Genomic DNA, 14,079 nt, shown 5'->3' with positions numbered 1-14,079 from the left:
CGCTCCTTCGCTCAACTGCCTCTCCAAAGAATCCTTTCTCAGCCTAAACTCAACCCCAAAATCGCCATATGCGATTCCCCTGCCCACGAGGGGGGGAGATTGGCTGTCATCGGCGCTTTCGCCAGCGTTGCAGGATGAGCGCCAAGGCGGAAGCCGCGATCTCCCCCCAAGTGGGGAGATGGCCGGCAGGCCAGAGGGGGGCGCTGTCCCGCCGACCTATCAGTCGATGGCATTAGCGTACCCGCGCAAGTTCCAGCTCATCACACGTTGAAACGAAGGCCGGCGTTCTTTCGCGCCCCCCTCTGCCCTGCCGGGCATCTCCCCCACGAGGGGGGAGATTGGCTGTCATCGGCGCTTTCGCCAATCACCAGCGTTGCAGGATGAGCGCCAAGGCCGAAGCTGCGATCTCCCCCCAAGTGGGGGAGATGGCCGGCAGGCCAGAGGGGGGCGCTGTCCCGCCGACTTATCAGTCGATGGCATTCGCGTACCCGCGCAAATTCCAGCTCATCACAGTTGAAACGAAGGCCGGCGTTCTGTCGCGCCCCCCTCTGCCCTGCCGGGCATCTCCCCCACGAGGGGGGAGATTGGCTCATCACGCCTTCCCCGCCGCATATTCCAGCGCCACCACGCCGTTGCCGAATTGCGTGGCGGAGATCAGCTCGAGCGGCAATTGGGCGCCGGGCGGGAACAGCAGCTTGCCCTGGCCGACGGCACCGGGGTAGCTGAGCAGCCTGATGCGGTCGACCAGGCCGTGGCGCAGCAATTCCTGCGCGACGCTGAGGCTGCCATGCACATAGATGTTGCCGCCGCTGCCTTGCTTCAGCCCTCTGACCGCTTCCGGCAACGCGCCCTGCAGCAGCTCGGCCGGCTGCCAGTCGAGCGCCTGCAAGCTGGTCGAGGCGACATATTTCGGCAGCGCGTTGAACCGGTCGGCAAAATCTCCGGTCTCCTTGGGCCACGAGCCGGCAAAGATCTCATAGGTCGTGCGCCCCAAAAGCATGGCGCCGCTGTCGGCAAGCTCGTCGTCCTTGAACTTTTGCATCTCATCGTTCCAGGCTACGCCCGGCAGCTTCTCGACCTCGGCAATGCCATCGACGCTGATGAATTCGGTGACGATGAGTTTTCTCATGGCGGGTTCCTTTCTGGCAGGGCGGGTCTTGTGCGAACTGCTCCGTCAACTAGCGCGGCGCTTTTTCAGGGGGAGGGTTTTCCTGTTCGCTTCCAAAGACCGATACCGTGGGAAAAGCTTCTCCGACCTGCCCGGTCATGCCACAACGTCCGCGTCGGGTAGGGGCCGGTCTTTTTGGCCTGTCCCCGATTGGATCTGGTTCGTAACTACCGGCTGCCTACAAGTTGGCAATACCGGCTTTCAGCAGTCCTTCGCGGACGTGCTGCACGTCAGACTCCTGGGCAAAGTGCAGGGTGGCGATAAATGGATCGAGGTCGAATTGGGGATCGAGCGTTCTGATCTTGCCCAGATGCGCCGCAGCCGCGATTTCGTCACCGAGCCAGCCGTAGCAGGCAGCGGCGAAAGCGTGCTGAACCGAGTCCATGGTTGACAGATGCATGAAAGCTTCGATCGCCTCGCCATACTGGCGCGCGGCGAAATGCGCCTTTCCCAGATGGCTCCAGAATCTCTCCGGGTGGTGCGGGTTCAACTGCATTGCCTTGCGGATCCATTCGATTCCCTCTTCCGGCCTCCCCAGCCATGTCAATAACTCGCCTTGCTGCACCACCACGAGGTCGTAATTGGGATTGAGGGCCAGCGCCCGCTCTTGATGGTAGCGCGCTGTGGTCAGCTCATTGTTGTTCACGTTCACTGCCGCGAGGATGCGGTGGACATCGGCATCGTTGTTGTCCAGCGCCAGCGCCCTGTCCAGCGCTGCCATAACGTTGTTCCAGACGGCATCCCTGTCTTCGCACCAGTTATGGACCCAGGCCTGGCCAAGAATGCAGGCCCGCCAGGCATGGGCATGGGCATAATCGGGGTCGAGGGTGACGGCCCTTTCTATCAAGGTTTGCGCGCGTTCATTATCCGCAATCGTGCTTCGGTGATGCAGCACCTTGGCAGCAAGCACACATTCATACGCGGCCATGTTTGCAGGTTTCGCGCGCGCGAGCTGGTCCCGCTGAGCCGCCTCGACACGACCGGGCAGCGTGGCTGCGATCGCCGCGGTCACCTCATCCTGAATCGCGAATATGTCGACCAGCTTCCGGTCATATTTGTCTGCCCAAATATGTGCGTCATTCGCCGTGTCGATGAGCTGAACCGTCACGCGCACCCTGTCGCCGATCTTGCGGACGCTTCCCTCCACTAGGTATTGGACGGCGAGTTTCTCGGCCACCTCGCGCACATTCACGGCGCGGTTCTTGTAGACGAAGCTGGAATTGCGCGAGATGACGAACAACTCATGGTGGCGGGACAGTTCGGTGATGATGTCCTCGGTCAGTCCGTCCGCGAAAAACTCCTGCTCGGGGTCGCCGCTCATGTTGCTGAATGGCAGCACCACTATCGAAGGTTTCGAGATGGATCGCTTTGCCTCGACTTGTGGCAGGACAGGACCGTCAAACCCAACGCGATAGAGGCGAACCGGGCGGCTGATGTTCTTTAACGTCTTCTCGCCCAGATCCTCCATGGCGATTTCGAGACGGTCGGCAATTTGGGTCGCCACCGCTGCGGTCACGCAGATACCGCCGACGTCGGCGAGTTGCTCGATGCGCGAGGCAATATTGACGCCGTCGCCGAAAATATCCTCATCGTCGAAAATGATGTCGCCGAGATTTATGCCGATCCTGAATTCGATACGCCGTTCTTGCGGCACATCCGAATTGCGCCGTTTCATGCGCTGTTGGATTTCCACGGCGCATTTCACGGCATCGGTCACGCTCTGGAACTCGACGAGCATGCCGTCTCCGGTGGTCTTGATGATCCGGCCCTTGTTCTTCGCGATGGCGGGATCGACCAGTTCTATGCGATGGGTCCGAAGGCGTGCGAGCGTGCCGGATTCGTCGGCCTCCATTAGCCGACTGTAGCCCGCCATATCGGCGGCCAGAATTGCGGCTAGTCTCTGTTCCATCGCTGAACCACAAACCAAGCTTATCCTTCCAGAGCTGCCAAATCCAGCAATTTGGGCTTGTGGCTGAATCAGGACGTCTTCTACCGCAGCAGCAAGAAAAGGCGGATCAGAACCTTCCGCCTGGTGGCTGCGAACTCGATCGCATCAATGGCGGGAGGGATCCGCGCGGCGTCAAGCTCGTCGAGGCGATATATTTCAGCAGCGCGTTGAAGCGGTCGGCGAAGTCTCCGGTTTCCTTGGGCCAGGAGCCGACAAAAATCTCATAGGTCGTGCGCCCCAAAAGCAGAGCGCCGCTGTCGGCAAGCTCGTCCTCCTTGAATTTTGCATCTCATGTTCCAGGTCACGCTCGGCAGCTTCTCGACCTCGGCGATGCCATCGACGCTGATGAATTCGGTGACGATGAGTTTGGCATGGCGGGTTCCTTTTGGCGGAGATCGCGCTCGGGAACCGCTCTGCGAGAACTGGCGCGGCGCTTTGTTGTTTTTAGCCGATGTCGGAGGCGAGCATGGGCCTCCGTCGATCTAATGCAAAGCGGTGGAGGGGTAGATGAGCACTCACGCCCGTGCCTGCGCAAGGGTGGCCCACGTCACTAAGGCGGCGGCAATTGGATGGCTAGTGCGAAGTATCTGAACGGCGTTCTTCGCGTCGCTCGGCCTTGGCAAGCGCGCGCTCAAGCGCCGGTAGAAATCCACCCGGAAAACGCAGACCGCCTTCTTTCGCACGTAAAATGAAGCCCCGAAGAGCGCGAGCCGACAGCGGAATCCAACTCGAATCTCGGAACTCTTCAATAGAGATTACTGGGTGACGAACTGGATATTCGCTTGCTTCGACTGCGAAACGTCCATGATCATCGCCATATGCTGCAGTCGGCCAAGGAGCGCCGTCAACAAGTGGCTGTGTTACGAAATCGAGCATGGGCCGTGGCGCCTTCAATGAATGCGCGAGCCATGATGCGGTCGGAACTGATACGGCGTTCCCTACCATGCTCCATCGCGGTGACCGCCTTACACCGTAGTCGAGGTCAGTCCACCCTACCGGAAAGCCTTGAAGCCGTTCGCATGCCTCTATACCTGGCTTCAGCACTTCGCCGTCGGGGAAGAGCACTGCGGGGGCCGAGGGAATCCCCAACGTAGACGCAATCTTGAGTGGCGGGATCCCGTCAGCTGTCGTTCCGACGCCACTCCGCCCTTCGGTCCAATAGAAACCTACCGGCCGATCAAGTGTGACGGGCCCCGACATGGGTAGGCCGGCTTCGTCCGCGAAAAGAATGTCGCGTGGATCAAGACTAGTGCTAGCTACAAGCAGAACGCGTCGTCGGCGCTGCGGAAGACCGAATGCCATCGTATTCACGACGCGATAACCCCATCGATACCCCAATGCCTCAAGATCGCCGACTAGGGAGTTCATCGCCGCACCCTTCTTGAGGTGAAGCATAAAGTAGACGTTTTCGATGACCAGCGTCGGACGAACATCTGTTCCGAGCAGCTCAAACAAGTGTCGAATGTCACCAGATTTTTGCCCGGTAATGCCTTCCTTGTTGCCAGCCATGCTCAAATTCTGGCAAGGGAAGCCAGCGGTGACGATCGTCGTCCCTTCTGGGAATCGCGATAAGTTTGCAACATCGCCGACAACGGTCGTGTTCGGAAAACGCGCCGTAAGAAGCTGCTGGCAATGCTCGTCCTTGTCCGCGAGTAGCAATGTTTTGAAACCAGCTTCTTTAAAACCCAATTCAAGCCCAGCGACACCCGCGTAAAGTCCAACGACTGACATGTCACTTACCTTGATCGGTTTGGGCGCGGCGGTGGGAGCTGGGCGTGTAAGTGCGTTACTTTACGCAAGCCGAATCGCGGGTTCGAACTTGCAGTCTTGGAGCACACTAATCGGCGTTTGGCGCAGCGATTTCCTCCAGGCCGCATCGACGGCTGCCACGAAGCCTCTCGCCCGTTCCAACTGCGCCAGCCGCAAGGTTGTTAAGGCGTGTGCGCCAGATTGTTCCCTAGGCCAGTCCGCCGAGAACAACTCGGAAAGTATGAAATCCAGACAATCGGTTGGAAGCAGGAACCCCGAGGGGATTCTTGGCACAGCGAGCTTCATACCGAGTCGCTCAGTGAACCTTTCAGAGACCTGCATGTGCAACTCTGGGCCGAGCTGATCCGCGTTCTTCTTGTCGACATGAAAATGCATCACGGGCTCCTCTTCCGCTCCGGCTCGGAAAATCAGCAAGTGAGTGACCATCTCCTCAACAGTCCAGTCATTGCTTTTGTGATTAGCCGGCGCGACGAAGGACGCGTGAAATCCGATTGTCGCGAAGATGGGTTCATTGTCACCCTGGCGGCGGTCATATCGGGTTGTGTCAATCGTTCTGATCGCCTCGGCCGTTCGCCACTTGAAAGGTCGGCGTCTGTCGAGACCATTCTCAAGGTCCTCAAGGGTCATCCGCAGTCGAGAATGAAACGGCCTCGCCACGAACTTTTCTGCATGCTTAATGTAAGCTGCAACTTCGGCGGCATATTTGTTAAGATTAATAATCATTGGCTGTGGACGTTGAGCAGTTCGCGATCCTCGAAGACCACTTTCTCCGCGAGATCGGCGTGATCGCGCACATCAGCAAGTTTCACCCATGCCGGTGGCACATCGGGCGGAAAGTGCTCGTCCTGGGCCCTGACGCAGTCCTTTGCGGAAGCGATTTCGTCGGTTTCGACCAGATCGGGGTTGGAGACGACAACTGGATCCTCGATGTCGAGCATATTGATTGGAACGGCCCCAGCGGCGGCGCTTAGTCCTTCGATATAATCGACCTTGCCCTGTGAAAAGCCCCAGACGATGTCGTCGATGCCTGCACGCCACCATTTGTCTGGAGACGAGGCGGCAAGCGGCCCTTCATACCGCGCGGCCTGCAACATGCGTCCTAGATCGTTCGCCTCAGCTTGCGACAACAGCGCAAACGACTCTGTTTTGAGGCCAAGTCGCGCCGCAGCGTGCTGGGCACTGATCAGGAATGATGGATATGGAAGTACGTTATGTAGGAGCCATGCGAGTAATAGCCGTGCTTTTGCTTGGGGCTCTGAGACTGAAGAAAGCAGCGGCGGCCTTGCGCGGTCGAGCTGACGCTCTGCGCTAGTGCGCCATGGAGATTCTTTCGGCGCATTCAACAGACGTAGGCAGATTTCCTCGTTCAATGGGCGATCGCCGGCCCGATCAGTAGAGGTGATTGCCATGATGCTTTTTTGTATCGCATTCGAGGCATCGGCGAGCCCGACCAGGAATTCCGCAGTCGCTTGGCTTTTTTCGCCGACCCATTCCACACTGGCCCGTTGCGCAAGAATATGGCCGCGCCCAGGCGAAATGTCCGATCCAACTGCACTTTCTAGATCGCTGCTCACGAGTGCGGCAGGCGGTCGTTCTTCCAGCTTAAGTCGCCGCCATTTCTGGAAGAGACTCAAACCATTGTCTTCGTCCAGAGCAATCTGCTGCGTTCGATCGTCACTGTAAAAGAAATCGAAAACCCACAAGTCGCTCGCTGATGCCGCCTCAAAGGCCGCCTTGGCCTCTTCTTTGGGATCGAAGTCGCGAAATGTTTGGCGGACGTTCTCGGGAAGGCTCGCGAGCCAGTCGTCTGCTTTGTCATCGACGTAAACGATGGAAGACATGCTACCTCATTGGAATAGAAAACTCGATGGATGTAGCGAAACCCTTCGGCGGCGCGACGAATGCGATCTCGCCGCCGTATTCTTGGACGAATGCGCGCGTGATCGTCAGGCCCATGCCCATCCCTTGGCCGAGGATGGCATCGGGACGTTCCGTGGTCGATTGAAAAGCCTCGAATAGACGCTGGCCGCGATTCAGATCGACAGCTTGACCAGTATTGTGCATGGTCACTAGCATCGCACCTCCATCTTCGCGTGCCTCGATGCGGATACGGCCATTGCTGTCGGTGAACTTCACTGCGTTGGACAGCAAATTCGTGAATATCCCCGACAGCTCGGAGGGGAACATCGGTGGGGTGCGCAAATCTGTCGGGATCGCGTTCTCTACCTTCACACCGCGCTGCTCGATTCTGGCAAGGAAAAACGGCACCACCGCATTGAAGCGATCACCGAGCGGTTGCCGAGAGCGGCGCCGACGGCCCTCAAAGCTCGTAGCGTCGACGAGATAAGTTGCATTGCGTCGAATTCGGTCTGCCAGTTCCAAAGCGCGCCGCTTGGCACTACGAATGGCGGATCGCGTACCGGAGAGTGTGTCGTTGCTTAAAGCTGTTTCGAGATCCGCAACGAGCCCGGCAATCTGAAGGCCAAGCGCATTGATTTCATGCACGAATGCCGCGAGCTCAGCGCCCAAAGAAGCAAGTACGCGCCACATTACCGCTTCGCTCCCGAACTCGTCCGCCATAGAGCGGATCTCGGCAATGTGCGGCTGCGCCGCGCGTGCCTGCTCGGCGGCAGCCGCGTAGTCGTTCCGTTTGATTGCCTCTTCGATACCTGCGAAGCTCCTTTCAGCGGCTATTGCACTCTCGCGAACGAGGAGTGCCGTTGGAGCTTCTTGCGTACTTGATCGTTCTGCGGCTCCCCGTTGACGAATCCGCTCGGCCTTCTGGATCTCTTTGACCTCCTTGCGTCCGGCGTAGCCGAGCCTAACGATGAGATCGATTGCGATACGCACCCAACGACTGATGAAATCCAACTCCGGGCCCGGGAGGAACCCCTCTCGATTGACAAGCATTTGAAGCCCTTCGCTCGACGAGCGGTGCAGAAAGACGGCTCCCATGTAGGCACCATTACCCTGTATGACGATTTCTTCACTTGAGAGCCCTGCAGGCAGGTTTTCAACGTCCAGGTTGGCCAGCCGAGTCAGTTGGCGATGAGCACGGGATTTGTAGTCTCTTTCGAGGTCCAGCCAGTCGTCATGAGGATCACCGTAAGGCGGGACCCTGAAGCCTTCCATGAAAACTCGTACGCCTTGGACAGCACGATCCCACGTGGTTTCCGACCGTTGAAATATCCGCGCGCGGAAAGTCGGTCCAGCGTCAACGCCTATCTGTTGCTCAAATCTGAATCCTTCCGAACCCGCAAACCTGCGCTTGGTAGTCCAAGTCGGTATGACTGCCACTCTTAGGAGACCGGTCGTCCTGTCGAATTCGAGCTCAGCGATCCACCCGGCTGCCTGCGCGACATCGGGAATCAATTGATCGCCAATCGATAGGTCCCCGGTGAAACTGATGCGGAACCCCGGGTCGCCGGCGCTTTGGTCTTGCACCGGGATACGCTCATTGAACAGCAACGGCTCGGCAGCGACGTTTTCAGCCAATGGATCGCTCAAAACGGCAGCCGGAGCGAGCGTCGCAGCTTCATTCAGGAAGGCGCGCTTGATACGCTCGCTCCAAGCTGTCCGAAGCGGGGCGATTTGCAAGGTCGTTCCACTGGGCTCGCCACTCGACTTGGTGACGCGGATAGTCACAGCGTCAGAATCAGCAATCTCGTCTAGCGTCTCAAGCTCTTCGATCTTCTGCCAATCGATCGACGCTATGATCGACGAGATCGACGGCGGCAATTCCTTCGCGCCCCGCGCAACCGCGCCTGTTTTGCGCGAAAAGACGACAAGCTTGGTGCCAAGTTTATGCGAGGCCAGGCGGCCAACACCCTTTTCGCCTGTATACCTACGACCAAAGATCGCTGAACGCCGATCACCTGTATTCTTCATCCGGCCCGCAATTGTCAGAAAACCGAGCGTGAATTCCTCTTCAGTCATGCCGACACCATCGTCGGACACAACAATGCGGCCCGTGTCTGCGTTCGTCAGACCGAGCCCCTGAACCGTCACAAGCGTCGCGTCGGCATCGTAGGCGTTCTTGATCAGCTCGACGAGAGCCGTGCTTTCCTTGGCGACCAGCAGTTCGCCTAGCTCTTGAAAAAGCTTCGTGTCGACTCTGAAACCGGTCACGGGCGCGCGCTTCGCTCAACCACTGTGGAGTTTTCAATGAGCGGGCTACGAAGAAACTTGTTGTTCGGTGCGAATATTGGCATTGCTCCCCTGCAGATCGAGCGCGTTCGCTGCCGCCTTGAAAACCCCTCGGGTTCTATAGCGGAACGGATAAAGGAAGTCTCAATGGTTTTGACATGAACGTTGCGGGAGCGATCCAAGAACTTCATGACCGTTGTGCGGTCTATACGTCTCACAGCACAGCCGTGCGCCTGTTGGACACGATCGGCTGGTCGTCAGATGAAGACCTGTCTTGCAGCGTACTGCTTGAGCCTTGCGTCGGGGAAGGGGCGATTCTGGTAGAAGCCGTCTCGCGCCTACTCGGCAGTTTTCGGGGAGCCGGAAAGCCGTTGACCCGAAGACTTCTCGCACCAAGAATACAGGGTTTCGAGTTCCACGATGAGACAGCCGACGAAGCTCGACGAGCGGTCGAATGCGTGTTGTTGAATGCAAACTTGTCTCGGCCTTCCGCCCGGGCGTTGTCGCACGTCTGGGTGCGCAAGCGCGATTTCCTCCTACAAGTTCCTGGCCACGTGACCCACGTGGCCGCGAATCCACCGTATGTGCGCTGGACCAAGCTGCCTAGCGATCTTGCCAAGAAATATCGGAGCAAGCTGCCGGCGACCGCGACGAGCGGCGATCTTGCCGTCGCGTTTCTGGACCGAATGCTGGCTTGGGCAAAACCGCACGCGAAAGTCGTTGCACTGACTAGTGATCGCTGGATGTTCACGCAGTACGGGGCAGAGTTCCGCAAGCAGTTTAAAGAGCAAGGTTGGGCACTTGAGGTCGTCGACCCTCGCCCGGAATCTGCGTTCGTCAGGTCCGTCGGGGCCTATTCCGCAATCGTGAGCCTAACCCAAGGTGCATCGATTTCGGCGGTAGCGAACGCTGATCCGAGAGAACGGGCGAAAAAACTGCACGTCGAACTCGTCGCACGACACGGTACGCTTGCCGAGGCGGGCTGCGTCGTTCGAGTCGGGCCAGCACTGGGCTCTGGCGAAACCTTTCTTGTTGCGCAGAGCGATGCAGAAGGGATTGAGAGCGAGCTGATCCGCTCATTCGTCGTCCGGCAGGGCGCCACAGGAGAAATCGCGATCGCGTCACAGCGGCGAGTGATCATTCCGTACGACCGACGGGGATCCCCGATAGTACTTGATGACTGGCCAGGTTTTGCCGCTTGGGCGCGCCAACATGAAGCGAGACTAAAGACCCGTAGCCACACGAGAAATGGGTCCCATTGGTGGCAAACGATCGATGCCGTCGGCACACAATGGCAACAGGCACCTAAGTTATTGCTACCCGAACTGTGTCGTGACCCGTTTGCCAGCCTTGACATGACCGACGCGATACCTGCCCACTCGCTCTATGCGATCTGGCCAGGCGCCTGGCCAGCGCAGCCTTTGCAACGAGTGCTTAACGCGGGACTGCTGCGACTTACAGCAACTGCCGAAGCGCCGATGCTCAAGCAAGGCTGGTTTCGGTTCTACAAGCGATTCATCGTAAGAACGCCTTTGCCCAAGTGGTCTTCGCTATCGACGTACGAACGCAATGCGCTGTTACAAGGCGATGCGGCACAATTTTCGAAGACGTTCGAGGCGTTGTTCGGCTTCGCGCCTGGAAATCTCGACATTGCGAGTGATTGATGCGCCGCCCGTTTGATGATGTTGCATCAAATCGTCGGGCGCTAATGAGCCGCGTGCGCGGCAAGGACACTAAACCCGAATTGGCAGTGCGCTGCGCAGCCCATGGTATGGGCTTCCGGTTCAGGCTTCATCGGCGTGACATGCCTGGTACCCCCGATCTCGTATTTCCTAAGTTGAAGAAAGTGATCTTCGTTCATGGGTGCTTCTGGCACAGACATCTGGGGTGTCGAAAGACCACCACGCCGAAGGCTCACGCGGATTATTGGAAGAGCAAATTTGATACAAACATCGAGCGGGACGCCAAAAATCTAGCGGCGCTTCGAGAGCGTGGATGGAAAGCCTTAGTCGTTTGGGAGTGCGAAACGTCAAACGAGATTGCGTTGCAAGCCCAACTAGTACGATTTTTGACCCCTTAATCCTTCCTGTCTATCTATGTCGTCGTCGCCACGCAGTTGCCGGCGGCGTGGCGACATTGTCATTCGGACGCTGTTGGCTGTGCCGTAACTCAAGCCCACTTGCCATCCCCGCATCCTTCCCCTAATCTCCCTCTGAGAAAACCTTTTCCCAATACGCCCCGCGCCCGCTGAAATCACCAATCAGCACCCCGCCGGGCATTAAGAGAAAAGCTTTTCCCATCTGGGAGGATCATATCCAAATCATGGCGTCCGACGTCCAGCCAACGCCCGCCAAGCAGCCCGTCACCCTTCGTGAGGTGGCAGCCATTGCCGGCGTCAGCGTTGCCACGGCGTCAAAAGCGCTGAACGGGCAGGGGCGGATGACGGCCGAGACGCGGACCCGGATTCGCGAGACGGCGCAGCGGCTTGGCTTTCGCCCGAACAGCCTGGCGCAGAGCCTGCTCAGGCGGCGCTCTTTTACCGTCGGGCTGTTGACCAACGACACCTATGGCCGCTTTTCGCTGCCGCTGATGGCCGGCGTTTCCGATGCGCTGGTCGATGCCGGCGTCTCGGTGTTTCTGTGCAATGTCGAGGACGACCCGCGCCTTGCCCAGCTGCATGTCGATGCCATGCTCGACAAGCGTGTCGACGGCATCATCGCCACCGGCAAGCGCATCGATCGCCATCTGCCGGTCGACCTCGCCAATCTCGGCATTCCGGCGATCTATGCCTTCACCGAGCCCGATCCAAACGCCATCGCGTTCGTGTCCGACGATGCCGGCGGCGCGCGGCTGGCGGTCGAGCATTTCTGCCGGCTCGGGCGGCGGCGCATAGCCCATGTCAGCGGTCCCGCGAGCTTTGCCGTGGTGCACGCCCGCGCCGAGGCCTATCGCGCGGTGCTGGCCGAGAACGGCCTGCCGGTCATGGAGCCGCTGCTTGGCCCGTGGTCGGAAGCCTGGGGCCACGAGGCGGTCGCAAAACTGTTCGACGGCGAGGGGTTCGACGGCACGCGCGAAAAGCCCGATGCGGTGTTTTGCGGTAACGACCAGATCGCGCGCGGCGTCATCGACGCCTTGCGCGAGCGCGGGATCGGCGTGCCGGACGAGGTCGGCGTCATCGGCTTCGACAATTGGCAGATCGTCGCCGAGGCGACGCGCCCGCCGCTGACCTCGGTCGACATGAACCTGGCCGCGCTCGGGCGCGAGGCCGGCCTTGCATTGCTTTCGCTCGTCGGCGGCGAACCCGCTTTGCCGGGCATCAGAAAACTGCCGTGCCGGCTGGTGGTGCGTCAGTCATGCGGCCGTCCGCCGGACGGCTGAACGAAACGGGCCGTGTCGATAGTCACCCGCTTGGGGGCGCGGCTAAATTAAAACGCTAAATTAAAACCATGTGGAGGAGAAGCATGAGAACCACCATTACCGGGCTCGCCATCGCCGCGAGCATTTTGGGCACGCTGGCGACAGCCGGCTCGGCCGCCGCCGATACCGCCAACATCTGGGTTCGCGCCGACGGCTCGAACTTCATGCCGCGAATCGTCGATGCCTTCAACAAGGGGCATCAGAACCAGATCAAGCTCGACATCATTCCCAATGCCGAAATCATCCCGAAATACGGTGCTGCCGCCGCCGGCGGCACGGCGCCCGACGCGCTGTCGCTCGACCTGATCTACACGCCGTCCTTCGCTGCCGCCGGCCAGCTGGAAGACATCACCGACTGGGCGAAGTCGCTGCCCTATTTCGCCAGCCTGTCGCCGGCGCATGTCAAGACCGGCACCTATAAGGGCCGCATCTACGGGCTGCCGTTCTCGGCCGATTCCTCGGTGCTGATCTGGAACAAGAAGCTGTTCAAGCAGGCCGGCCTCGACCCGGAAAAAGGCCCGACCAACTGGGCCGAGATCGAAGCCGACGCCGAAAAGGTCAACGCGCTCGGCGGCGACATCAAGGGCTTCTACTTCTCCGGCAATTGCGGCGGCTGCAACATCTTCACCTTCACGCCGCTGATCTGGGCCTCGGGCGGCGATATCCTCACCGAGGACGGCTCCAAGGCGACGCTGGATACACCGCAGATGCGCGGCGCCATCGACCTCTACCGTTCGATGGTCAAGAAGGACCTCGTGCCTTCAGGCGCGCAGACCGACACCGGCTCCAACTTCTTTGCCGCCTTCGCCACCGGCAATATCGGCATCTCGCCGTCCGGCGCCTTCGCCATCGGCGCGCTGAACACGCAGTATCCCGATATCGACTACGGCATCACCTTCCTGCCGGGCAAGGATGGCGGCTGGTCGTCGTTTGCCGGCGGCGATAATTTCGTCGTCACCAAGGGCACCACCAAGGTCGCGGTGGTGAAGGAGTTCCTCGATTTCGCCTATTCGCTCGAAGGCCAGACCATCCTGGCGAAATACGGCAGCCTGCCGGTGCGCGGCGACATCGCCAATGAGGCGCTGAAAGATCTCGACCCGCGCTACAAGGTCGCCGCCGAAGCAATGTCCAAGGGCCGCACGCCCTATTCGGTGGTGTTCAACGACCTGATCAACTCGGCCAACGGTCCGTGGAACCAGATGATGAACGAGGTCTTCTTCGGTGAAGACGTCGACGGCGCCATCGCCAACGCGCAGGAGACCATGCAGTCGATCATCGATTCGGCGCCGCAGAAGTAAAGCGCCCACCTCCCCCTCGAGGGGAGGTCGGACCGAAGGTCCGGATGGGGTCGTCGCGGCAGTGCTCGAGGTTCTTTTGCGTCGGCGCACTTCGCAGAGGACCCACCCCCGGCCTTCGGCCGGACCCTCCCCTCAAGGGGGAGGGGGACGCAGCGCTAACAGCAGGGCTATCGCGTTGAGAAAAGACCCCCTCATCCGGCCGCTTCGCGGCCACCTTCTCCCCGCTGGGGAGAAGAGGCTGGCGTCAACGCTGGCGACCTCCTCTCCCCTCGGGGAGAGGTCGGATTGCCCCGAATTGCCCTTCGCAATTCGGTTGGCAATCCGGGTGAGGG

The 14,079-nt window shown here is 59.5% G+C and carries 10 protein-coding genes; 4 read left to right on the top strand and 6 right to left on the bottom strand.

The features are described 5' to 3' along the window. Nucleotides 1-592: 592 nt before the first annotated feature. The 6 genes from NKH43_RS33990 to NKH43_RS33965 form a co-directional block, all read right to left on the bottom strand. Entirely contained in the window at nucleotides 593-1,129 is a 537-nt protein-coding gene (locus tag NKH43_RS33990) for a dihydrofolate reductase family protein (protein ID WP_352861863.1), read from the bottom strand. Nucleotides 1,130-1,346: 217 nt separating this feature from the next. After that, nucleotides 1,347-3,077, bottom strand: coding sequence for an adenylate/guanylate cyclase domain-containing protein (locus NKH43_RS33985; protein WP_352861864.1), 1,731 nt, complete (start codon nucleotides 3,075-3,077; stop codon nucleotides 1,347-1,349). Between the two features lie 612 nt (nucleotides 3,078-3,689). Continuing rightward, nucleotides 3,690-4,847 carry a DNA cytosine methyltransferase gene (locus NKH43_RS33980; RefSeq protein ID WP_352861861.1) on the bottom strand — a complete coding sequence of 386 codons (1,158 nt, stop codon included), beginning with the start codon at nucleotides 4,845-4,847 and terminating at the stop codon, nucleotides 3,690-3,692. Between the two features lie 60 nt (nucleotides 4,848-4,907). After that, on the bottom strand, nucleotides 4,908-5,609 hold the full coding sequence (locus tag NKH43_RS33975) for a hypothetical protein (protein ID WP_352861860.1): 702 nt from the start codon (nucleotides 5,607-5,609) through the stop codon (nucleotides 4,908-4,910). Then, on the bottom strand, nucleotides 5,606-6,727 hold the full coding sequence (locus NKH43_RS33970; RefSeq protein ID WP_352861859.1) for a hypothetical protein: 1,122 nt from the start codon (nucleotides 6,725-6,727) through the stop codon (nucleotides 5,606-5,608). Before NKH43_RS33970 ends, NKH43_RS33975 begins: the two co-directional genes overlap by 4 nt. Before the next feature lies 1 nt (nucleotide 6,728). Continuing rightward, nucleotides 6,729-9,014, bottom strand: coding sequence for an ATP-binding protein (locus NKH43_RS33965; RefSeq protein ID WP_352861857.1), 2,286 nt, complete (start codon nucleotides 9,012-9,014; stop codon nucleotides 6,729-6,731). Between the two features lie 176 nt (nucleotides 9,015-9,190). Between NKH43_RS33965 and NKH43_RS33960 the strand changes: the two genes are divergently transcribed. The 4 genes from NKH43_RS33960 (at nucleotide 9,191) to NKH43_RS33945 (ending at nucleotide 13,747) form a co-directional block, all read left to right on the top strand. After that, a complete protein-coding gene (locus tag NKH43_RS33960) occupies nucleotides 9,191-10,696 on the top strand; it encodes an Eco57I restriction-modification methylase domain-containing protein (protein ID WP_352861855.1) in 1,506 nt (501 codons plus the stop codon). After that, the gene (locus tag NKH43_RS33955; RefSeq protein WP_352861853.1) at nucleotides 10,696-11,112 is read left to right on the top strand and encodes a very short patch repair endonuclease; all 417 of its coding nucleotides are present in this window, start codon (nucleotides 10,696-10,698) and stop codon (nucleotides 11,110-11,112) included. Before NKH43_RS33960 ends, NKH43_RS33955 begins: the two co-directional genes overlap by 1 nt. Before the next feature lie 242 nt (nucleotides 11,113-11,354). After that, nucleotides 11,355-12,410 carry a LacI family DNA-binding transcriptional regulator gene (locus tag NKH43_RS33950; RefSeq protein WP_352861852.1) on the top strand — a complete coding sequence of 352 codons (1,056 nt, stop codon included), beginning with the start codon at nucleotides 11,355-11,357 and terminating at the stop codon, nucleotides 12,408-12,410. 83 nt (nucleotides 12,411-12,493) lie between these two features. Continuing rightward, nucleotides 12,494-13,747: an ABC transporter substrate-binding protein gene (locus NKH43_RS33945; RefSeq protein WP_352663144.1), complete on the top strand. Its 1,254-nt coding sequence runs from the start codon at nucleotides 12,494-12,496 to the stop codon at nucleotides 13,745-13,747. The last annotated feature ends 332 nt before the right edge of the window (nucleotides 13,748-14,079 follow it).

Origin of the sequence: Mesorhizobium sp. M1163, from assembly GCF_040318415.1 — a bacterium.
In the GTDB taxonomy this organism is placed as follows: Bacteria; Pseudomonadota; Alphaproteobacteria; order Rhizobiales; family Rhizobiaceae; genus Mesorhizobium.
Note: the sequence above shows the minus strand (reverse complement) of the source record. Positions and strands in the feature narration are given on the sequence as shown.